Here is a 19,773-nt window from a genome sequence, read left to right as displayed (position 1 = left end):
TGCATGATGGACGGCGTTACGCGTGAACGATTTCCAATCAAGATTTGACAGAGACGACTGATATGACCGACCCGAAGATTCCCGTGACCGAAGATGAGCTGCATGCTTACGTCGACAACGAGCTGCCGGCCGAACGCCGCGGCGATGTCGAGGCGTGGCTCGCGGCGCATCCCGACGAAGCGGCGCGGGTGCAGTCGTGGCGTGCGATGGCGGATGCGCTGCATGTGCGCTACGACTCCGTGCTCGACGAGGCGGTGCCGAAGCGGCTCGAACTCGAGCGGCTGGTACGCCAGCCACGGCGCTGGATCTATGGCGCGGTTGCAGCAACGCTCGTCGCCTTCGTCGCCGGCGGCGGCCTCGGCTGGGTCGCGCGCGGCGTGGCGGCGGCGCCGTCGACCTTCCAGAGCTTCACGCTCGATGCCCTCGATGCACACCGGCTCTACGTCGTCGAGGTCCGCCATCCCGTCGAGGTGCCCGGCAGCGAGCGTGCGCATCTGCAGGCATGGCTGACCAAGCGCTGCGGCTGGGACGTCCGCGCGCCGGAGCTTGCCGGGCTGAAGCTGATCGGCGGCCGGCTGCTGCCCGGGCCGAGCGGGCCGGCGTCGTTCCTGATGTATGAGAGCGCCTCCGGCGAGCGCTACACGATCTACACCGCGAAGGCGAAGACCGAGGCGACGCAGATGCGATACGCCGTGCAGGGCAATGACGGCGCCCTGTTCTGGGCCGATCGCGGCGTCGCCTATGTCGTCAGCGGCGGCACCGACCGCTCCCGCCTGACCCAGGTCGCCCAGGCGGTCTACGACCAGATGGAAAAGAGCGGCGGGTAGCCCGCAATTCTACGGAGGAAGCCACGACGTGCCGACGTTGAATGAATCTTGCCTCATTCGACGTCCCAATTCGGACATTGAAAATTTCGAATCGTGTCATTGGCGCGTCTCAATATCGCACCGGATGATCACGCGAAGATGATCTGCGCTCGATCCGCCGATCGGCGCTCGCGGCCTCGATTGGGGTTTTGTACCGCGCTGGTCCCCCTCTCGAGGCCGCACTCCTTCATCCGCTGCCCGGACCGTCTGCTCGCCGCAGAACTGGACGGAGCGGCCTGCCATGCTTTAACGCGGTTGCGATGCACACCGTCTACCCCGGACGACTCCGGGGCAGTTCAGTTTCGCATCTCGAGCGCTGTCGGCTGTCAGCCGAGATCGCTGCGCGGATTGTAGGGGTGTCGATCCCGCCACGTCTGCATCAATGCCTCAAGATCGCCATCGTTGCCGTCGGGAAGGATGATGCGGGTGGTGACGTAGAGGTCGCCGGTCGCGCCCGCCTTCGGCAGACCCTTGCCCTTGAGGCGGAAGGTGCGGCCGCTGGAGGTATTCTTCGGGATCGACAGTTCGACTGCGCTGCCGAGCGTCGGCACGCGGACCTTGCTGCCGAGCACCGCCTCATACAGCGTGATCGGCAAGTCGATCCTGAGATCGTTGCCGTCGACCTTGAAGAACGGATGCGGCGCGATCGAGATCGTGATCAGGAGATCGCCGGGCGGATGGCCGCGCGCGGTCTCCCCCTGTCCCTTCAGCCGGATCTGCTGGCCGGCGGCGACGCCTGCGGGAATCTTGACATTGAGCTCGCGGCCGGTCGGCAGCCGAACGCGTTTCTCGCCGCCCTTGACAGATTCCTCCAGCGACACCGTCATGGCAACCGAAAGGTCGAGGTCGACCCCGACCCCGCCGCCGGCGTCGAATTCAAACGGGCTTGATCGCCCGGCGCGGCCAGCGCGGGTCGCGTTGCCGAACATGCTGTTGAGGATGTCCTCGAAGCTGCCGCCGCCCATGCCACCGCCCGGGCCGGTGCGGAAGCTGTACTCGAAGCCGCCCGGACCGGCACGGCCGCTGGCACCGGCGCCGCCGCCGGGGAATCCCTGGAAGCGCGGCTTGCCTTCGGCATCGATCTCGCCTCGGTCGAACTGCCGGCGCTTGTCCTCGTCGCCGATGATCTCGTTGGCGGAATTGATCTCGGCAAAGCGGGCGGCCGCCTTGGGATCACCCTTATTATTGTCGGGATGATGCTTCTTGGCGAGCTTGCGATAGGCGCTCTTGATCGTCGCAGCGCTGGCGCTCCGCTGCACCCCCAAGACTTCATAGGGGTCGCGCATCCGTCAGGTCTCCTTCACGGGAAAATCAGTCCAGAATCAGGAACCCGTCCGGGCCCACTTTGCCTTCATCTGGGGGTTCAGTGGCATTTTTGCAACTAGCCCGGCGCCGTCGCCACCTCAAAATACCGACGGCGCTCAGGACTTTCTCCACGGCGTCATGCTACGGATTTCCCACCGTCCTCGTCCAGTCTTGCAGGCAGCGCCCTGCAACCAACTCTCGGTAGTTCCGTTGACGTAGCTTGCGAGGAAGTCGCGGCAGACCCGGCCATCCTCGCCCGAATAGGCCTGAGCCAGCGGCGTCACCGATCCGCGCGCACCGGTCTGCGGATTCTCCCAGGGCTGGCTGGAATCCTTGTCGCCCTTGGTCAGCACGTCGGAGGCAGCGTTGCGAGCGAAGGCAAGGTCGCTGTCGGTCGGCGCCACCGCGTTAACCGGCGTCGCGCGGATCGAGCCCGTCACATCCTTGTCGTCCATCCGCGCGAAGGCATCGACCTGCGACAGGCTGCAGCCGCTTGCGCCGACACCGATGAGAATCAGTATAACCACCGTGCCTGCGGGACGGATCGCCGATAGGCCAATGCGCCCCCATGCCCTATATAGGGCGAGCAACGCGTTTTGTGACGCGGGCGGAAGCAAATCGGGACCCCTGACATGACCGACACGACCTCCATCAAACACCCGACACCGTTAACATCGGGTGATTTTACAGCGGCGGAGGAGCCGTTCGCGCTGTTCGGTGAATGGTTTGCGGAGGCTGCCAAGTCCGAGCCGAATGATCCGAATGCGATGGCGCTCGCCACCGTCGACGCCGACGGGCTGCCCGACGTACGGATGGTGCTGATGAAGGGCTTCGATGCCGATGGCTTCGTCTTCTACAGCCACATCGCCTCCGCCAAGGGCCGCGAATTGGCCGCAAACCCGAAGGCGGCTTTGCTGTTTCACTGGAAATCGCTGCGCCGTCAGGTGCGCATCCGCGGGCTGGTCGCGCCAGTGACCGATGCCGAGGCCGATGCTTATTTCGCCACGCGGCCGAAGCAGGCGCAGATCGGCGCATGGGCCAGCAAGCAATCGCAGCCGCTGGAGAGCCGCTTCGCCTTCGAGCAGGCGATCGCCAAGGTCGGTGCGAAATACCTCATCGGCGAGGTGCCGCGCCCGCCGGGCTGGAGCGGATGGCGGATCACGCCGGTGCGCATCGAGTTCTGGCATGACCGACCGTTCCGCCTGCACGACCGCATCGAATTCCGCCGCGACGGCGCCGGCAGCGCGTGGTCGAAAGTGCGGCTCTATCCCTGATGCCAACGGACGCTGACGCCGTTCAACGCTGAAAGGTCCCCATGCCTCCCACATCCAACGCGCCCCGCCGCACGCTGCTCCTGACCGGCGCCAGCCGCGGCATCGGCCATGCCACCGCGATCCGGTTCTCATCCGCCGGCTGGCGCGTCATCACCTGCTCGCGGCACGCCTTTCCCGAAGTCTGTCCGTGGGGCGCGGGGCCGGAAGACCATATCGAGGTCGACCTCGGCAGCCACGACGACACCGTGCGCGCGATCTCCGAAATCAGGCGACGGCTCGAAAACGACGAACTCCATGCGCTGGTGAACAATGCCGCGATCTCGCCGAAAGCTCCGGGCGGTGGACGGCTCGGCACCATGGATACCGATGTCGAAACCTGGAACCAGGTTTTTCACGTCAACTTCTTCGCGCCGATCATGATCGCGCGCGGGCTGATCGAGGAGTTGAAGCACGCGCGCGGCGCGGTGGTGAACGTCACCTCGATCGCGGGCTCCCGCGTGCATCCCTTTGCCGGCGCGGCCTATGCGACGTCGAAGGCGGCGCTGGCGGCTCTGACGCGCGAGATGGCATCGGACTTCGGCCGCGTCGGCGTCCGCGTCAACGCGATCGCGCCGGGCGAGATCGACACCGCGATCCTGTCGCCGGGCACCGAGAAGATCGTCGACCAGCAGATCCCGATGCATCGCCTCGGCACGCCGGACGAGGTCGCCAAGATCATCTACGTGCTATGCACGGAAACCAGCTCTTACGTGAACGGTGCGGAGATCCACATCAACGGTGGTCAGCACGTATAAGAGTGGGTTGGGACGTCATTACTGGGAGGGAGAGCGACGAAGCGATCCCCGGCCGCCGCCGCGGCCGTATTCCAGGGATTGCTTCGATTGCGGATGCAACGACGCAAGGAGGCTTCTGCCTCCGAGGCTTCTGCCTCTATTCCGCGTAGAACCTGCGCGGCTTCTTCTCAAGCGGCCGCAGCGCGACGTCATTCAACGCGCTGGAGCAGTCGTCTTCGTCTTCACCGTCCAGCAACGCAGCGCCACAGTATCGGCAAAGCCTCGGCGAGATCGCCTGCACCTTGCCTGCTGCGCGGTCTCGTTGATAGCGCGCAAAGTCGATGACGTTACGCCGTGGCGTTATGATTTTCTCAACCATTGCTGTCCTCCGGCTTCGAGACTGGCGTTATCGCAGACAAGTTTCGCCCAAACGTTCAGCGCAACACTCAAATTTTAGGAGAGGAAATAAGGCAGCCCGCCGCAATCCCAAAACGCGACGCACGCGCTGAAAACAGGCCTTACAGCCACTTCTTCCACTTGAAGATCCAGTACGGCACGATCGCCGCGGCGAGCATGGCGACGAGTGCCAGCGGATAGCCGTGCGTCCATTCGAGTTCCGGCATCACCTTGAAGTTCATGCCGTAGATCGAGGCGATCAGCGTCGGCGGCATCAACACCACCGCCATCACCGAGAACAGCTTGATGATGTTGTTCTGCTCGAGGTTGACGACGCCGAGCATGGCGTCGAGCACGAAGGTGATCTTGTTGGAGAGATAGGAGGCGTGGTCCGTCAGTGACGCCACGTCACGCTGCATGGTCTTGAGCTGCTCGCGCATATCCTTCGACCATTTCACCCCTTCCACGACAGCGGACAGGAAGGTGACGAGGCGGCCGATCGAGACCAGGCTCTCACGGACCTTCGAGGTCAGGTCACCCTTGCGGCCGATGGCGATCAGGATCTGCGAATATTGCTTGGCGTGGCCATGGCGCTCGCTTTCGGGCTCGAAAATGTCATGCGAGACCTGGTCGATATCGGCGCCGCAGCGCTCCAGAATGTCGGCGCAGCGGTCGATCACCGCGTCCAGAAGTTCCATCAGCACCTGCTCGCCGGTGATGCCGGGCGGGCAGGCGCGCGCCAGCTTGTTCTCAACCAGCGCGAATGGCTTGGGCAGGTCGTAGCGCACCGTGACAAGGCGATGGCCGGTCAGGATGAAAGTGACGGCCGTGGTCCGTGGCATATCAGTGTCGGACTGGCACATCAGCGTTGCGGTCATGTAGCGCGCGCCGTTCTCGATATAGAGCCGGCTGGAGATCTCGATCTCCTGCATGTCTTCCCGCGTCGGGACCGCGATCTTGGCCAGCCTCTCGACGGCCCGGTCCTCCTCCACGGTCGGGTTCACCAGATCGACCCAGACCGCGTTGTCGGGCAGCCCCGCGAGGTCGGTGGCGGCGGTCTTCTTGAGGGACGTATCGGAGGGAACGAACACCGACAGCATAAGGAACTCCGGGAAACGGCTGGCAGACTCGTGGACTTAGCCCGATTCTGGCTGGCGGTTCATGACCGGCACATGAATCGGCCGCCCCGATTTGTGGCGGCTAGGTGGCGGCGACGCGACGTCCCCCTTCCCGACCGTTGCCTGTTTGCACAGAAAGACGGCCCAGCGCCAGAAAACTTGCGGCAAAAAAGCCACAGATGGCGTCCCGCAACGCGGGAAGAGCATCTAAACGCTGGGAATGACGGAGGGGTTCGGCAATAATGCCATTAATGGAATCGTGGCGTTTGGGGCGCAATAATGGCGCTTTGGGGCGCGGATTTTCGATTGGACCGTATCATGTCGCTCAAAGTTACCTTCGGGATTCTGGCCGCGGGCCTGATGTTGTCGGGCTGCATGCAGGCCACGACCTACGAGGCAACAAACACCGCGAACTTCAAGCCGCGCGACAAGGAACTGCTGGCGAAGAGCACCTTCGTCAAGACGCCGGTCGCCGAGCCGTTCCGCCGCGCCATCGTCGAATATCACCGCAAGGAAGCCCCCGGCTCGATCGTGGTCGATTCCGACAACCACTACCTCTACTACGTGATGGACGGCGGCAAGGCGATCCGCTACGGCATCACCGTCGGCGAAGAGGCGATGGCATGGTCCGGCATTGCCAAGGTTGGCGCCATGACCGAATGGCCGGCCTGGCACCCGACCCCCGGCGAGATCTCCCGCCTTGGCGTTCCCAGCTACGTGGCCCCGGGCCCGGATAATCCGATGGGCTCGCGCGCGATGTATCTCTACTCGGGCGGCAAGGACACGCTGTTCCGCATCCACGGCACCAACCAGCCGGAATATATCGGCGCGTCGATCTCGTCGGGCTGCATCCGCATGACCAACGAAGACGTCATCGACCTCTACAACCGCGTCAAGCTCGGCACCATCGTGGTGGTGCTGGAGCCGAAGCATGGCGACTCGCCGTTCAACTCGCGGATGGCGCTGCAGGGCGGCGGCGGCAACACGACCTACTGATCCGCTCGACCATCGTGGACGACATCAAGGGCGCCGGCTTTGCCGGCGCTTTCTTGTTGGCTGCGGCTTGGCTGCCGCGGCGGCGGGTGCGGCCGCATCTTCTGCTTTCGTTGCGTCCGGTTTGCTGCCGTGAGCCTTTGACGTGTCACGCTTGGACGTGTCAGCGTCGGGCGCATCAGGCTTCGACCCATCAGATTTTGCCGCCACTTCGCGCGGCGGAGCATCCTCCGGGCGCGCGGCCGGCAGCAGCGGCGCGACCTGCGGCAGCGGGTCGTACACGTTCCACTGGCAGATCCGGTAGTTGTTGCGACGCTCCATCAGGTCGAGATGGATGTGGTCCTCATGGTACCAGTCTGAGCCCGGACCCAGCACGGTGGAGAAGCGGGCGCAGACCGAATGCAACACGGTCTCGCGCAAGCTGCGCGGCACCGTGCGGTCGGTCAGCGAGATCGATCTGCCGTTGGCGAGCTTGAAGGCGCGCACGTCGAGCGCATTGGCGCGGCCATGCTCGGAGAGTTGCGCGCCGACCACCCGGTTGCGGCCGCGGCACTCGAAGGAGTCGAAATTATCGAGATCGCTGACCGTGCTGCCGAGACCCTCGGCGAGCGGGGCGATGTCGGTGCGAACCCAATCAGCGATCGCGGTTGCCATCTTGCAGCGGAGGATCGCAGCCGGCTTCACCGCGACCTTCCGCTTGTCCGGCAGCACGATCGCCTCCAGCCGCACAAGGTCCTCGCCGCCGCAGCCGCCGGGCCCGTGGATGTCAGGGATGCTCGGCGCGATCGCGATCTCCTCGGTCAACGCCTGCCGGCAGGCCGAGGGCTGCGGTGCGGCGGGCTCCGGCGGCTTTGGGGGCTCCGCAGGCTTGGCGGGCTCCGTGGGCCGCGCCGTCTCAGCCGGGGGCTGCGTCACGACAGCGGGCTGCTCAGGCTCGGCCACAGCCGGCGCCTCGGCGGGGCGCGGCTTCGGCAATGGCACGGCGGCGCGGCGCTTGACCACGCGCGGCTTCACCGGGCGGGTGCGGAACAGGTCATCCCATGGAAAGCCTGCCGAATGCCGGGCGGCCTCTGCCGGACTAGCTTGCATGCCAAGCCAGAGCAACGCTGCAACGGCGGTAACTATTGCCGCGCCTCCGCGACGAAACGCGCCATCAGCCCATTTTCGGCTTGCTTTCTCCGCGCTAAAGTTCATGTCAATTCCATGATTTCACTGCCGGCCGCCCAAGATGCCGGCGGATCATGCGCGAGGATTGAGGAGGGATTTGCGTATGCTTGGCTTGATGCAAGATTGGCCCTTGCTGTGTCACAAGATTATTGAGCACGCCGCGAAATATCACGGCACCCAGGAAGTCGTGACACGGTCGGTCGAAGGACCCATTCATCGCACCACTTACGCCGAGATCCATGCCCGCGCGCTGAAGGTTTCGCAGAGCCTGGAACGCGACGGCATCAAGCTCGGCGACCGCATCGCCACCATCGCCTGGAACACCTGGCGCCATCTCGAGGTCTGGTACGGCATCATGGGGATCGGCGCGATCTGCCATACGGTGAATCCGCGCCTGTTTCCGGAACAGATTGCCTGGATCGTCAACCACGCCCAGGATCGCATCGTCGTCACCGATCTCACTTTCGTTCCGGTGCTGGAGAAAATTGCAGACCAGCTGCCGAGCGTCGAGCGCTACGTGGTGCTGACCGACAAGGCGCATATGCCGCAGACCACGCTGAAGAACGCGGTCGCCTATGAAGACTGGATCGCAGCGTCTGACGGCAAGTTCCAGTGGAAGACCTTCGACGAAAACACCGCGGCGGCGATGTGCTACACGTCCGGCACGACGGGCGATCCCAAGGGTGTGCTCTATTCGCACCGGTCCAACGTGTTGCATGCGCTGATGGCCAACTCGAAGGACGCGCTCGGCACCTCCGCCGCAGACACAATGCTTCCGGTCGTCCCGTTGTTCCATGCCAACAGCTGGGGCATCGCCTTCTCCGCCCCCTCGATGGGCACCAAGCTCGTGATGCCCGGCCCGAAGCTCGACGGCGCCTCGGTCTATGAATTGATGCAGACCGAGAAGGTCACGCATACGGCCGGCGTGCCGACGGTGTGGCTGATGCTGCTGCAATACATGGCGGCCAACAATCTCAAGCTGCCGGATCTGCAGATGGTGGTGTGCGGCGGTTCGGCGATGCCGCGCTCGATGATCCAGGCTTTCCTCGACATGGGGACGCAGGTGCGCCACGCCTGGGGCATGACCGAGATGAGCCCGCTCGGCACGCTCGCCACGCTCAAGCCGCCATTCTCCGAGCGCACCGGCGAGGAACGGCTCGACGTCCTGCAGACTCAGGGCTATCCGCCGTTCGGCGTGCAGATGAAGATCACCGACGATGCCGGCAAGGAGTTGCCGTGGGACGGCAGGACCTTCGGGCGGCTGAAGGTCTCCGGCCCTGCGATCGCAAAGGCCTATTTCAGGGTCGACAGCAACATCCTCGACGAGGAAGGCTATTTCGACACCGGCGACGTCTCCACGATCGACCCATACGGCTACATGCGGATCACAGACCGCTCCAAGGACGTGATCAAGTCCGGCGGCGAATGGATTTCGTCGATTGACCTCGAGAACCTCGCGGTCGGCCATCCTGCCGTCGCGGAAGCGGCCGTGATCGGCGTCCATCATCCGAAATGGGACGAGCGCCCGCTGCTGATCGTGCAGCTCAAGCAGGGCCAGAGCGCCACGCGCGACGACATCCTGAAATACATGGACGGCAAGATCGCGAAATGGTGGATGCCCGACGACGTCGCCTTCGTCGACGGCATTCCGCACACCGCAACCGGCAAGATCCTGAAAACGGCGCTGCGCGACCAGTTCAAGGACTACAGGCTCCCGACAGCAGCGGCGTGATGCGGGCTCCCATCCTCCCCTCCAAGGGGAGGGCTATCGCATATGACATCGGCGGGCTCCGGGGCTGACGTCCCCACGTCGTCATGGCCGGGCTTGTGGGTAGACCAACCAAACCGCATGCATCGAACGCGCAGTGTGATCAGCATATGCGATAGCCCTCCCCTGGAGGGGCCCTCCAGAGGGGTGAGAACACCGGCCAAATTCCCTTGAATTTGCCGCAGGTCCGTGGTCTCACACGGATCAGTCACGGCGGCATTGGTCGCCCCGGCGAATCTCAACCGGGAGATTTTTTCGACGATGGCCCGCAGGTTTTCCGCTCCCTACCAGCAGGAGCCCGTGTCCGGTCTCGCCACCTGGTCACGCAACCTCGCCATCTTCTCCGTCGTCGCGGTGCTGGTTTCGATCCTCATCGTCCGCTTCGGATTCCTGGAGGTGAAGCCGGCACTGGCGACCTTCTTCGGCGCGCTCGGCTGCGCCGGCCTCTCGATCCTGGTCGGCCTCGGCGCCTTCGCCGCAATCTGGCAGAACGGCACCCGCGGCATGGGCCGGATCCTGCTCGCCTTGCTGATCGACGCTGCCGTGCTCGCCTACCCCGCCTACCTCCTCTATCAGTACCGCAAGCTGCCGCGGATCTACGACGTCACCACCGATCCGATCGACCCGCCGAAATTCGAGGCGCTGGCGCGCCTACGCACTGGTGAAGGCACCAATCCTGCGGTCTATGCCGGCCTCTATTCGGCCGAGCAGCAGCGCCGGGCCTATCCTGACATCGAGACCGTCGAGCTCGAGGTGCCGGCCACCCGCGCCTTCGAGCTGACGCTGCGGCTGGTGAACCGCCGCAAATGGCTCGTCATCGACGAGCGCGCGCCGCAGCCGCCGCGCAACGTCGGCCGGATCGAGGCGGTGGCGCGCACCCCGATCATGGGGTTCCGCGAGGATGTCTCGATCCGGGTGACGCCCGATGGCGAGGACTCGCGCGTCGATATCCGCTCGGCCTCGCGTTACTTCGACGCCGATCTCGGCAGCAACGCCGCGCGGGTGACCAGGCTGATCGAGGACATCAACACCGCGGTCGACAACGACAACTCCAAGCCGGTGAAGAAGCCGCAGGCTCCACCGAAGGCGCCGGCGAAGACGGTGAAGAAGTAGCGTCTCCCCGCGTCACCGGTGCGCTCCCTCGCCCCGCTCTTGCGCGGTCGAGACGAGCGGAGCTCGCTCTTAGAGGGTTGGGGTGAGAGGCTTCTATCCGCGAGCGCAATGGCAGGACCGAGCTTGTGGCATGCCCCTCACCCGAAATTCGAGCTACGCTCGAATTTCGACCTCTCCCCGTGAAGAACAGGGCGAGGTTAAGAAGCCAGCCGATACGTCCCGCCGATCACGGGATCGCCATCGGTCACGACAATCCCGCGTCCGACGAGGTCCTCCAGATGCGCCAGCACGGAATAGCCGGCAGCGGTGGCGAGGCGCGGATCGAGCCCGATATAGATCGCACGCACCATCGTCGGGATGTCGGCCTCGCCCTTGCCGAGGCGATGCAGGATCGACGCCTCGCGCGCCCGGCGATGCCGCGCCAGGAAGCGGACGTAGCGCGGACCTTCGGTGATCTCCGGCCCATGGCCCGAGAAATAGAGCTGCTCGGGCCGCTGCTCCAGCCGCTCCAGTGAGGCCATGTAGTCGATCATCGAGCCGTCGGGCGGCGCCACGATCGAGGTCGACCAGCCCATCACGTGGTCGCCGACGAAATTGATGCTGCGCTCGGCCCATGCAAACGCCAGATGATTGGCGGTGTGGCCGGGAGTGGCGACCGCCTCCAGCGCAAAGCCCGCGCCTTCGATGACGTCGCCGTGTTTCACCTGCACGTCGGGACGGAAATCGCGGTCGGCGCCGGATTCCGGATTGTGCTTCTCGCTCTCGAAGCGCGGACGCGAGGCGCGATGCGGCCCCTCGGCATAGACAGGCGCGCCGGTCGCGGCCTTGATCCGCGGGGTGTTCGGCGAATGGTCGCGGTGGGTATGGGTGACCAGGATGTGGGTTACTGTCTCGCCCCTGACGGCATCGAGCAGCGCTTTCGCATGCGCCTCGTCATCCGGGCCGGGATCGATGATCGCGACCTTGCCTTTCCCCACGATGTAGCTGACCGTGCCGGTGAAGGTGAACGGGCTTGGATTGTTGCAGAGGACGCGGCGCACGCCCGGGCGAACCTCCTCGACCACGCCGGGCTTGAGCGGGAAGTTGCGGTTGAACGGGATGTCGTCGTTATCGGTCATGGTGACCTCCCTGCATTTCGATCGTCATGCCCGGGCTTGACCCGGGGCATCCATGTCTTTTCCGCAAGCCAAGACGTGGATGGCCGGGACGAGCCCGGCCATGTCGACATCTGTGGTTACTTCCGGTGGATCACAACCCAAGCGCCGTTACGAGAATGCCTGGATGCCGGTGATCGCGCGGCCAAGGATCAGGGCGTGGACGTCGTGGGTGCCCTCGTAGGTGTTCACGGTTTCCAGGTTCGCGGTGTGACGCATCACGTGATACTCGATCTGGATGCCGTTGCCGCCGTGCATGTCGCGCGCCATGCGGGCGATGTCGAGCGCCTTGCCGCAATTGTTGCGCTTGACGATCGAGATCATCTCCGGCGCCATCTTGCCTTCGTCCATCAGGCGGCCGACGCGCAAGGAGGCCTGCAGGCCGAGCGCGATCTCGGTCTCCATGTCGGCGAGCTTCTTCTGCACGAGCTGGGTGGCGGCGAGCGGCCGGTTGAACTGCTTGCGGTCGAGCGTGTACTGGCGCGCGCGGTGCATGCAGTCCTCGGCGGCGCCCATCGCGCCCCACGAGATGCCGTAGCGGGCGCGGTTGAGACAGCCGAACGGCCCCTTCAGGCCGGAAACGTTGGGCAGCAGCGCGCTGTCCGGCACCACCACATTGTCGAGCACGATCTCGCCGGTGATCGAGGCGCGCAAGCTGAGCTTGCCGCCGACCTTCGGCGCCGACAAGCCCTTCATGCCCTTCTCCAGGATGAAGCCGCGGATCTGATTGTCATGCGCGGCCGACTTGGCCCAGACCACGAAGACGTCGGCGATCGGCGCGTTCGAGATCCACATCTTGCTGCCGTTGAGCTTGTAGCCGTCGGACACCTTTTCCGCGCGGGTCTTCATGCCGCCGGGATCGGAACCGGCGTCCGGCTCGGTCAGGCCGAAGCAGCCGACCCACTCGCCGGTCGCGAGCTTGGGCAGATATTTCTTGCGCTGGTTTTCGTCGCCATAGGCGTAGATCGGATACATCACCAGCGACGACTGCACCGAGTTCATCGAACGATAGCCGCTGTCGACGCGCTCGATCTCGCGCGCCACGAGGCCGTAGGCCACATAGCTCGCATTGGCGCAGCCATATTCCTCCGGCAGCGTGACGCCGATCAGACCGAGCTCGCCCATCTCGTTGAAGATCTCGCGGTCGGTCTTCTCTTCGAGATAGGCTTTGGTGACGCGTGGCAGGAGCTTGTCCTGCGCATAGGCCCGCGCGGTGTCGCGGATCAGGCGCTCGTCTTCGGTGAGCTGGTCGTCAAGCAGGAACGGATCATCCCACTGGAAGCTGGCGGCAGCCGGCTTGTCCTTGGCCTGGGGGCGCACGCTCATGAAACATCCTTTCGCATAGGTCTTTCGGAATTTGGTGGCTAAATTAAAGCGCTATGCTGCAAAGCGCAATTGAATTGGGATCACGGTCGTTCCGGGGCACGCGGCAGCGTGAACCAGGGTACGCAATTGCGCCCCCGAAGTTCGATGCATGCGCATCGCCCGGAATGACAAGTGCTAATGCTCGAGCTTCTCGTTGGACACGATCTCGATGCCAAAGCCGGACAGGCCCTTGTAGTCGTGCACCGACGAGGTCAGGTTTCGGATCGAGGTGACGCCGAGATCGCGCAGGATCTGCGCGCCAACGCCGACCTCGCGCCACTGCCTGTTGCGATCGGCTTCCGCGCTGTTCGGCTCGCCGACCGGTTCGACCGGAACGCCCGCTGCACCATCGCGCAGATACACCAGCACGCCACGGCCCGCATTCTTGAACTGCCGCAGCACGGCTTCCATCCGCGCCTGTCCCGTGAACAGGTCCTTGACGATGTTGGGCTTGTGCAGCCGCGTCAGCACGTTCCTGCCGTCGCCGATGCCATTATAGACGAAGGCGGCATGCATGATCTCGTCGAATGGCGAGCGATAGGCATAGCCCTGGAGCGGCCCGATCGGGCTTTCCGTGGTGAAGGTCGCGACCCGCTCGATCAGCTTCTCGCGCGCCTGGCGGTAGGCGATGAGGTCCGCGATCGTGACGTGCTTGAGCTTGTGGGCGGCGGCGAATTTCGCGACCTGCTCACCCTTCATCACGGTTCCATCGTCATTCATCAACTCGCTGATGACACCGACCGGCGGCAGGCCGGTGAGCTTGCAGAGATCGACCGCGGCTTCGGTATGGCCGGAACGCATCAGCACGCCGCCGTCGCGGGCGATCAACGGGAAGATGTGACCGGGCCGCGCGAAGTCGTTGCCGCCGGCATTAGGGTTGGCGAGCGCGCGGCAGCAGGAGGCGCGCTCCTCCGCGGAGATGCCGGTGCCGCCGTCGGGCTTGTAGTCGATCGAGACCGTGAAGGCTGTGGTGTGGCTGGACTCGTTGTGCGCCACCATCGGGTCGAGCCGCAGCCGGCGCGCGTCGTCGGTGGTGATTGGCGCGCAGACGATGCCGGAGGTGTGGCGGATGATGAAGGCCATCTTTTCCGCCGTACAGAACGACGCCGCGACGATCAGGTCGCCCTCGCCCTCACGGTCGTCATCATCGGTGACGACGACGAGTTCTCCCCCCGCAAACGCCTGCAGCACTTCCTGGATCGTATCGGCCATTGTCCTAACATCTCGCTATGTGCAGGCAGTGGATTAGCCGGGTTCCGAAGCCCGCGCCAGTATCATTATGCAACCCGGTATGCGTTGAACAGGCATACCAGGAAAAGGTTGCCCCTGCGGGAGGTCCGGAGGAGACCGAGCGCTTTACGGCAAGACCTCGCGCCGATCGGCCAGCCGGGCATCCATCTCGGCGCGCTTGTCGTCGAGCAGGCCGGCGTCGGTGGCCTCGATCACGGCATAGAGCTCACCGGCGTCGCTGATCCGGGTCACCGTGACGTAGTCGGCGCCGGCCTTGTAGAGATCCTCGACGTCGGCCAGCAGGTCGGCGGTCGCGACGATCCTCGCGGTCGGGTTCAAGGTCCGGACGTGACGCACCAGCTTCTCGTTGTCGGCGCCGACGAGCAGGAAATCCGGCACGCTGAGGATGATAATCTCGGCCTTGCCGATACCGGCATGGACCAGCGTGTCGACATTGCTGATGTCGCCGTAGATCACGTGCAGCCCGCGGTCGGACAACGTGCGGAACACCAGCGGATTGAAGTCGATGACGCTGATCTGCTCGAGCAGCGACTGGTTCTGCCGCTCGATCTGGTTGAGCAGCGCGCTCGCCGCGCGGAAAAAGCCGAGGATGACGATGCGCCTGATCTCGCCATGGCCGCCCTCGCCCGCCCCCTCGGTTTCCTGGGCGTGGCCGAGGTCGCGCAGTCCGATCCGTTTCAACGGACCGATCAGGCCGCGCACGACCTGGTCGCTGCGCCCCATCGCAAAGGTCGAGAGCACCGCCAGCACCACGAACGCGAACGAGGCGGCGCTCGCGGTCTCGGTCGATATGTGGCTGGCGGCGGTTCCGGTCTGGATCACAACCAACGAGAACTCGGAGATCTGCGCCAGGTTGATCGCCGGCAGCAGGCTGGCACGCAGGCCCTGCTTCATCAGATAGAGCGGCGTGAACGTCGTCGCCAGGCGGCTCGCCACGGTGAATGCCGCGATGACAAGCGCCAGCCCGATCACCGAGAGGCCCGGAATCGGGATCGTCATGCCGAGCGCGACGAAGAACAGGGTGATGAAGAAATCCCTGAGCGTCGTGACCTTCGCGGTGACGTCGAGCGCATAGGGGAAGGTCGAGATCGAGACGCCGGCGACCAGCGAGCCCATCTCGCGCGACAGATGCAACCGTTCGGCGATCTCGCCGATCAGAAAGCACCAGGCGAGCGCGCCGAGCAGCACCAGTTCGGGCCGGCGCGCGATCTGGTGGAACAGCCGCGGCAGCACGTAGCGGCTCAACACCAGCGCGGTCGCGACCAGGACGGCGACGCGGGCGATCGACAGCAGCACCACACCGATCTGCAGGTTGTCGAGGCTCGGCTGGACCGCCAGGAACAGGATCGCGAAGATGTCCTGCAAGACCAGCACGCCGAGCGTGATCCGGCCCGGCAGCGTGTCGAGCTCGCGCTTCTCGTAGAGCACCTTGACGATGATCACGGTCGAGGACAGCGCGCAGGCGACGCAGAGATAGAGCGCATCGAACTTGCGGCCGCCGATCGCGAGCCCAATTCCCGCAAAGAACAGGATGCCGAGCAGGCAGCCGCCGAGAAGCTGGCCGGCGCCGGCGAACAGGATCACCTTGCCGGCGCGGACGATCTTCTTCAGGTCGATCTCCAGCCCGATCATGAACAGCATGAAGATCAGGCCGAGCTCGGAGATGACGCTGATCGACTCCTGCGACTCGACCCAGCCCATGCCGAATGGACCGATGAAAAAGCCGGCGATAAGGTAGGCCAGGATCAGCGGCTGCCGGGAGAAATGGGCCAACAGCCCGAGCCCCCAGGCGAACAGGATACAGAGCGTGATATCGCGGATAAGTTCGTGCATGCGTCAAAATTTCCCGATGCCGCAACCTAGAGGGCTGGGCGTGAGGATCAAACAAGCAATGTGTCACATCCGCGCAGGCGGCCTTTTGCTGGCGATTCTCGCCTGTCTGCTCACGTTGCACATGGGACGGGCGACTGCGCAAGCCGCCGGAAGCATTGAGCAAAATTTTGCGAATTCGCTCACCACGATGCCGACCGAAAATCTCGCGGTCTCCGGCGCGTTCTACGTGCCGGCCTATTCCAGCGTGTCGATGAGCCAGGGCAAGCTCAGGGCAGATTTCTCGGTGACGCTCAGCGTGCACAACGCCTCGGAGACGAGGCCGCTGGTGCTGAAGCGGATCGCCTATTTCGACACATCAGGCAAGATGGTGGAGAGCTACCTCAAATCGCCGGTGGCGCTAAAACCGTTCGCGACCGTCGAGGTCGTCATCGCCACCACCGATACCCGCGGCGGCACCGGCGCCAATTTCGTGGTCGACTGGGCGGCGACCGGCGAGATCGCTGAACCGGTGGTCGAGGCCCTGATGATCGGCAGCGTCGGCGCCGGACACTATGCCTTCATTACCCAGGGCCGGCCGATCAAGCTGGTCGGCAAGAACTAACCTCATGGAAGGCCGCGACACGGCCTTCTCAACGACAACAAGACGGAGCGAAGCACCCATGTCCACCTCAGCCCAGTTCGACTTTGCACCCCTGCTCCCGGCCGGACTGCCCGCGCCGGCCGCGCGGTGGACCGGTCTTGCCAAGTACAGCTTCGTCGGCGGCAACAACGATCCCGAGCAGGTCCCGGTCGACGGGCTGCTGGAGGCGGTCAATGCCGTGCTGAAGCGCGAGGGCCGCAATCTCGCGACCTACAACCTCGCCCACGGGCCGCAGGGTTACCTGCCCTTGCGTGAATTCCTGGCACAAAAGCTGAAGCGCGACGCCGCTATCGCCTGCACGCCGGACGAGATCATGATCGTGTCCGGCTCGCTGCAGGCGCTCGACCTCGTCAATCACACCCTGCTGGCCAAAGGCGACACCGTGCTGATCGAGCAGGAGACCTATCAGGGCTCGCTGAACCGGCTGACGCGGCTCGGCGTCAACGCGGTCGGGATTCCGCTTGATGGCGAAGGCATGCGGATGGATGCGCTGGCCGCAGCGCTCGCCGACCACAAGCGCCGGGGCATCACGCCGAAATACATCTACACCATCCCGACGGTGCAAAACCCGACCGGCTCGATCCTTCCCGAAGGCCGCCGTGCCGAGATGCTGAGGCTCTCGCAGGAATACGGCGTGCCGATCTTCGAGGACGATTGCTACGCCGACCTCATCTGGAGCGGCGAGCGGCCGCCCGCGGTCTACGCCATGAGCAAGCATGGCGGCGTGATCCATATCGGCTCGTTCTCGAAATCGATCGCGCCGGCGCTGCGCGTCGGCTTCATCGTGGCGCCCTGGGAGATGATGTCGCGGATGCTGGCGCTAAAGACAGATGCCGGCTCCGGCGCGCTGGAGCAGATGGTGCTCGCCGAATATTGCGCGCCGCATTTCGCGACCCACGTGCCGCGGCTGACGCGCGGCCTGCGCGCAAAACTCGACACGCTGATGGAGGCTTTGAACGAGCAGTTCGGCACCGCGGCCGAATTCGAAGCACCCAAGGGCGGCATCTTCCTGTGGGTCAAGCTGCCCGACAATGTCGATACGATGAAGCTGTATCAGGCGGCGCTCGCGGCCGGCGTCTCGATCAATCCGGGACCGGAATGGTCGACCAACAAGGCTCACTCGGGCAGCCGGCTCAGGCTCTGCTTCGCGAGCCCCTCGCATCAGCAGATCCGCGAGGGCATCGCCGTGCTTGCAGAGGTGTGCCGGAAGGAATTCGGCGTGCCGACGCGGAGCAGCAATGTGGAGAAGCGCGGTTAGCGATCGGCTCGCAGCACGATGGATCGATTCGTTCCGGTCGCAGTAGCGAATCGACGCGCACTTGCTGAACAAGCGTTCAGAAAACTCTCTGAGTTTCACAGGAACGTTTCAATAGGCTGCGCTGTTTCATTCTCGCTCAATTGAGGAGGATGAGATGAAGGAGTTTGGATATGTTGCTGCTGCAATCGGCGCACTCGCATTGGCGGTGCCGTCGATCGCGAGCGCCGAAACCGTTGTGGTGAAACGTGGCGGCCATTATTGGGACCATGGTTGGCACGCCCGCGCCGAAATGCGCGATCACGGCTGGCATCGCGGCTGGCACCATCATGATCGCGTCGTGGTGATCAAGCGACATCGCTATTGATCAAATAAGGCCGACACAAAGGGAAAATGGCTCCTCGCGGAGCCATTTTCTTTGTGGAGGCGCGACAAAGTCGCTGCGAGAGAGTAATGCCCGCTCATCAATCCCAGGCCGGCGCGAAGCCCGGATTGACGCAACGCATGTCCTTGGGCAATGAGGCAATTGCCTTGCGATCGTCATCGTCAAGCCTGACCTTCAGTGCGTCGAGATTGGCCCTCTGGCTTTCGGCGCGCGAGGCTTTCGGAATCGCCGCGACACCGTCCTGGTCGAGCAACCATCTCAGCGCCACTTGCGCCGCGGTCGCATCGTGCTTGCGGCCGATCCTGCCGAGCGTTTCGTCCTTGGCGATACGGCCCTGCGCCAGCGGACAGTAAGCGACCAGCGGGATGGATTTTGCGGCGAGATATCTCCGCACCGGCGTCTGGTCCAGCATCGCGTGATATTCGATCTGATTGCAGGCGATCGGCGCCCTGACGTCCTCGACCACCGTCTTGAGCAGCGCCGTCGTGAAGTTCGCAACGCCGATCGCGCGAGTGCGGCCTTCCTCCTTCAGCTGCATCAACGTCTCGAAGATCGCCGGCAGGTTCATGGAGCGCGACGGCCAATGCACCAAATAGAGATCGACGTGATCGAGGCGCAGTTTCTTCAGGCTGGCATCGAAGGCTTTGCGGATCGCATCGGGCGCCAGGTTCTCGTGCCAGACCTTCGTGGTCACGTGCAGGTCCTGGCGCGCGACCTTCGAGGTCGCGATTGCAGCTCCGATCGGCTCTTCATTGGCGTACATTTCGGCGGTGTCGATGTGCCGATAGCCGAGCCCGAGCGCACTCTCGACCGCCGCGCGGCACGCGTCGCCCTGCATGCGGAAGGTGCCGAGCCCGAGCCGGGGCAGGCTGATGCCCTGTGTCTGCAGATTGTCCATGGAGTGCTCCTGACGCGTGGAACGCCGATGCCATCGACGACGTCACGCCAGCAAATCGTTTGGTGGGAATGAAATTGGCAGGACTGCCGACGCGTAGTCTGCCTGCAAACCCGCCGCTTCCGCAAGACGTCGGCCATCAAGATGTCGCGACGCGCCTAGATGTGTTGCGCCATAATCTCGCCGGGCCGCGGCGAGATCGGTGCGGGCCCGGATCACCGC

The 19,773-nt window shown here is 64.3% G+C and carries 19 protein-coding genes; 9 read left to right on the top strand and 10 right to left on the bottom strand.

The features are described from left to right. The first annotated feature begins 62 nt into the window (after positions 1 to 62). Positions 63 to 827, top strand: a complete 765-nt coding sequence (locus MTX19_RS11315; RefSeq protein ID WP_280983657.1) for an anti-sigma factor — start codon at positions 63 to 65, stop codon at positions 825 to 827. Between the two features lie 365 nt (positions 828 to 1,192). On the opposite strand, the gene MTX19_RS11310 is transcribed toward MTX19_RS11315, so the two are convergent. Both MTX19_RS11310 and MTX19_RS11305 read right to left on the bottom strand, forming a co-directional pair. Further along, complete coding sequence (locus MTX19_RS11310; RefSeq protein ID WP_280983656.1) at positions 1,193 to 2,152, bottom strand: DnaJ C-terminal domain-containing protein; 960 nt, start codon at positions 2,150 to 2,152, stop codon at positions 1,193 to 1,195. A gap of 135 nt (positions 2,153 to 2,287) precedes the next feature. Next, complete coding sequence (locus MTX19_RS11305; RefSeq protein ID WP_348638277.1) at positions 2,288 to 2,698, bottom strand: RT0821/Lpp0805 family surface protein; 411 nt, start codon at positions 2,696 to 2,698, stop codon at positions 2,288 to 2,290. A gap of 105 nt (positions 2,699 to 2,803) precedes the next feature. Between MTX19_RS11305 and pdxH the strand changes: the two genes are divergently transcribed. Both pdxH and MTX19_RS11295 read left to right on the top strand, forming a co-directional pair. Continuing rightward, complete coding sequence (pdxH, locus tag MTX19_RS11300) at positions 2,804 to 3,445, top strand: pyridoxamine 5'-phosphate oxidase (protein ID WP_280983655.1); 642 nt, start codon at positions 2,804 to 2,806, stop codon at positions 3,443 to 3,445. A gap of 41 nt (positions 3,446 to 3,486) precedes the next feature. Continuing rightward, positions 3,487 to 4,239, top strand: a complete 753-nt coding sequence (locus MTX19_RS11295) for an SDR family oxidoreductase (RefSeq protein WP_280983654.1) — start codon at positions 3,487 to 3,489, stop codon at positions 4,237 to 4,239. 136 nt (positions 4,240 to 4,375) lie between these two features. Here the strand turns inward: MTX19_RS11295 and MTX19_RS11290 are convergent, their stop codons facing one another. Then, positions 4,376 to 4,597: a hypothetical protein gene (locus tag MTX19_RS11290; RefSeq protein ID WP_280976539.1), complete on the bottom strand. Its 222-nt coding sequence runs from the start codon at positions 4,595 to 4,597 to the stop codon at positions 4,376 to 4,378. Between the two features lie 139 nt (positions 4,598 to 4,736). After that, the gene (locus tag MTX19_RS11285; protein WP_280983653.1) at positions 4,737 to 5,714 is read right to left on the bottom strand and encodes a magnesium transporter CorA family protein; all 978 of its coding nucleotides are present in this window, start codon (positions 5,712 to 5,714) and stop codon (positions 4,737 to 4,739) included. Between the two features lie 336 nt (positions 5,715 to 6,050). Here MTX19_RS11285 and MTX19_RS11280 point away from each other — a divergent pair, with 336 nt between their 5' ends. After that, the gene (locus tag MTX19_RS11280; protein WP_280983652.1) at positions 6,051 to 6,728 is read left to right on the top strand and encodes a L,D-transpeptidase; all 678 of its coding nucleotides are present in this window, start codon (positions 6,051 to 6,053) and stop codon (positions 6,726 to 6,728) included. A 24-nt stretch (positions 6,729 to 6,752) separates the two neighbouring features. On the opposite strand, the gene MTX19_RS11275 is transcribed toward MTX19_RS11280, so the two are convergent. Next, complete coding sequence (locus MTX19_RS11275) at positions 6,753 to 7,919, bottom strand: extensin family protein (RefSeq protein WP_280983651.1); 1,167 nt, start codon at positions 7,917 to 7,919, stop codon at positions 6,753 to 6,755. A 76-nt stretch (positions 7,920 to 7,995) separates the two neighbouring features. Here MTX19_RS11275 and MTX19_RS11270 point away from each other — a divergent pair, with 76 nt between their 5' ends. After that, positions 7,996 to 9,624, top strand: a complete 1,629-nt coding sequence (locus MTX19_RS11270; RefSeq protein ID WP_280983650.1) for a 3-(methylthio)propionyl-CoA ligase — start codon at positions 7,996 to 7,998, stop codon at positions 9,622 to 9,624. 297 nt (positions 9,625 to 9,921) lie between these two features. After that, a complete protein-coding gene (locus MTX19_RS11265; protein WP_280983649.1) occupies positions 9,922 to 10,773 on the top strand; it encodes a DUF1499 domain-containing protein in 852 nt (283 codons plus the stop codon). A 197-nt stretch (positions 10,774 to 10,970) separates the two neighbouring features. Here the strand turns inward: MTX19_RS11265 and MTX19_RS11260 are convergent, their stop codons facing one another. The 4 genes from MTX19_RS11260 to MTX19_RS11245 all read right to left on the bottom strand — a co-directional run bounded on the left by MTX19_RS11260 (position 10,971) and on the right by MTX19_RS11245 (position 16,376). Beyond that, on the bottom strand, positions 10,971 to 11,891 hold the full coding sequence (locus tag MTX19_RS11260; protein ID WP_280983648.1) for an MBL fold metallo-hydrolase: 921 nt from the start codon (positions 11,889 to 11,891) through the stop codon (positions 10,971 to 10,973). A 147-nt stretch (positions 11,892 to 12,038) separates the two neighbouring features. Next, positions 12,039 to 13,253 carry an acyl-CoA dehydrogenase gene (locus MTX19_RS11255; protein WP_280983647.1) on the bottom strand — a complete coding sequence of 405 codons (1,215 nt, stop codon included), beginning with the start codon at positions 13,251 to 13,253 and terminating at the stop codon, positions 12,039 to 12,041. A 174-nt stretch (positions 13,254 to 13,427) separates the two neighbouring features. After that, positions 13,428 to 14,504: a 3,4-dihydroxy-2-butanone-4-phosphate synthase gene (ribB, locus tag MTX19_RS11250; RefSeq protein ID WP_280976530.1), complete on the bottom strand. Its 1,077-nt coding sequence runs from the start codon at positions 14,502 to 14,504 to the stop codon at positions 13,428 to 13,430. A gap of 144 nt (positions 14,505 to 14,648) precedes the next feature. After that, complete coding sequence (locus MTX19_RS11245) at positions 14,649 to 16,376, bottom strand: cation:proton antiporter (protein ID WP_280983646.1); 1,728 nt, start codon at positions 16,374 to 16,376, stop codon at positions 14,649 to 14,651. 121 nt (positions 16,377 to 16,497) lie between these two features. On the opposite strand from MTX19_RS11245, the gene MTX19_RS11240 reads away from it, so the two are divergent. The 3 genes from MTX19_RS11240 (at position 16,498) to MTX19_RS11230 (ending at position 18,638) form a co-directional block, all read left to right on the top strand. Next, the gene (locus tag MTX19_RS11240; RefSeq protein ID WP_280984763.1) at positions 16,498 to 16,977 is read left to right on the top strand and encodes a DUF3124 domain-containing protein; all 480 of its coding nucleotides are present in this window, start codon (positions 16,498 to 16,500) and stop codon (positions 16,975 to 16,977) included. Between the two features lie 58 nt (positions 16,978 to 17,035). Continuing rightward, positions 17,036 to 18,274 carry a PLP-dependent aminotransferase family protein gene (locus MTX19_RS11235; RefSeq protein WP_280983645.1) on the top strand — a complete coding sequence of 413 codons (1,239 nt, stop codon included), beginning with the start codon at positions 17,036 to 17,038 and terminating at the stop codon, positions 18,272 to 18,274. A gap of 154 nt (positions 18,275 to 18,428) precedes the next feature. Continuing rightward, on the top strand, positions 18,429 to 18,638 hold the full coding sequence (locus MTX19_RS11230; protein WP_280983644.1) for a hypothetical protein: 210 nt from the start codon (positions 18,429 to 18,431) through the stop codon (positions 18,636 to 18,638). A gap of 97 nt (positions 18,639 to 18,735) precedes the next feature. On the opposite strand, the gene MTX19_RS11225 is transcribed toward MTX19_RS11230, so the two are convergent. Continuing rightward, a complete protein-coding gene (locus tag MTX19_RS11225) occupies positions 18,736 to 19,554 on the bottom strand; it encodes an aldo/keto reductase (RefSeq protein ID WP_280983643.1) in 819 nt (272 codons plus the stop codon). Positions 19,555 to 19,773: the final 219 nt, after the last annotated feature.

Origin of the sequence: Bradyrhizobium sp. ISRA464 (genome assembly GCF_029910095.1) — a bacterium.
In the GTDB taxonomy this organism is placed as follows: Bacteria; Pseudomonadota; Alphaproteobacteria; order Rhizobiales; family Xanthobacteraceae; genus Bradyrhizobium.
The sequence above is the reverse complement of the archived record's forward strand: the minus strand, read 5'-3'. Positions and strand labels throughout refer to the sequence as shown.

Excerpts from the sequence above, each read along its gene's own strand:
- MTX19_RS11315 (WP_280983657.1), top strand. The coding sequence starts at position 63 with ATGACCGACCCGAAGATTCCCGTGACCGAAGATGAGCTGCATGCTTAC.
- MTX19_RS11310 (WP_280983656.1), bottom strand. The coding sequence starts at position 2,152 with ATGCGCGACCCCTATGAAGTCTTGGGGGTGCAGCGGAGCGCCAGCGCT.
- pdxH (WP_280983655.1), top strand. The coding sequence starts at position 2,804 with ATGACCGACACGACCTCCATCAAACACCCGACACCGTTAACATCGGGT.
- MTX19_RS11295 (WP_280983654.1), top strand. The coding sequence starts at position 3,487 with ATGCCTCCCACATCCAACGCGCCCCGCCGCACGCTGCTCCTGACCGGC.
- MTX19_RS11290 (WP_280976539.1), bottom strand. The coding sequence starts at position 4,597 with ATGGTTGAGAAAATCATAACGCCACGGCGTAACGTCATCGACTTTGCG.
- MTX19_RS11285 (WP_280983653.1), bottom strand. The coding sequence starts at position 5,714 with ATGCTGTCGGTGTTCGTTCCCTCCGATACGTCCCTCAAGAAGACCGCC.
- MTX19_RS11280 (WP_280983652.1), top strand. The coding sequence starts at position 6,051 with ATGTCGCTCAAAGTTACCTTCGGGATTCTGGCCGCGGGCCTGATGTTG.
- MTX19_RS11275 (WP_280983651.1), bottom strand. The coding sequence starts at position 7,919 with ATGAACTTTAGCGCGGAGAAAGCAAGCCGAAAATGGGCTGATGGCGCG.
- MTX19_RS11270 (WP_280983650.1), top strand. The coding sequence starts at position 7,996 with ATGCTTGGCTTGATGCAAGATTGGCCCTTGCTGTGTCACAAGATTATT.
- MTX19_RS11265 (WP_280983649.1), top strand. The coding sequence starts at position 9,922 with ATGGCCCGCAGGTTTTCCGCTCCCTACCAGCAGGAGCCCGTGTCCGGT.
- MTX19_RS11260 (WP_280983648.1), bottom strand. The coding sequence starts at position 11,891 with ATGACCGATAACGACGACATCCCGTTCAACCGCAACTTCCCGCTCAAG.
- MTX19_RS11255 (WP_280983647.1), bottom strand. The coding sequence starts at position 13,253 with ATGAGCGTGCGCCCCCAGGCCAAGGACAAGCCGGCTGCCGCCAGCTTC.
- ribB (WP_280976530.1), bottom strand. The coding sequence starts at position 14,504 with ATGGCCGATACGATCCAGGAAGTGCTGCAGGCGTTTGCGGGGGGAGAA.
- MTX19_RS11245 (WP_280983646.1), bottom strand. The coding sequence starts at position 16,376 with ATGCACGAACTTATCCGCGATATCACGCTCTGTATCCTGTTCGCCTGG.
- MTX19_RS11240 (WP_280984763.1), top strand. The coding sequence starts at position 16,498 with ATGGGACGGGCGACTGCGCAAGCCGCCGGAAGCATTGAGCAAAATTTT.
- MTX19_RS11235 (WP_280983645.1), top strand. The coding sequence starts at position 17,036 with ATGTCCACCTCAGCCCAGTTCGACTTTGCACCCCTGCTCCCGGCCGGA.
- MTX19_RS11230 (WP_280983644.1), top strand. The coding sequence starts at position 18,429 with ATGAAGGAGTTTGGATATGTTGCTGCTGCAATCGGCGCACTCGCATTG.
- MTX19_RS11225 (WP_280983643.1), bottom strand. The coding sequence starts at position 19,554 with ATGGACAATCTGCAGACACAGGGCATCAGCCTGCCCCGGCTCGGGCTC.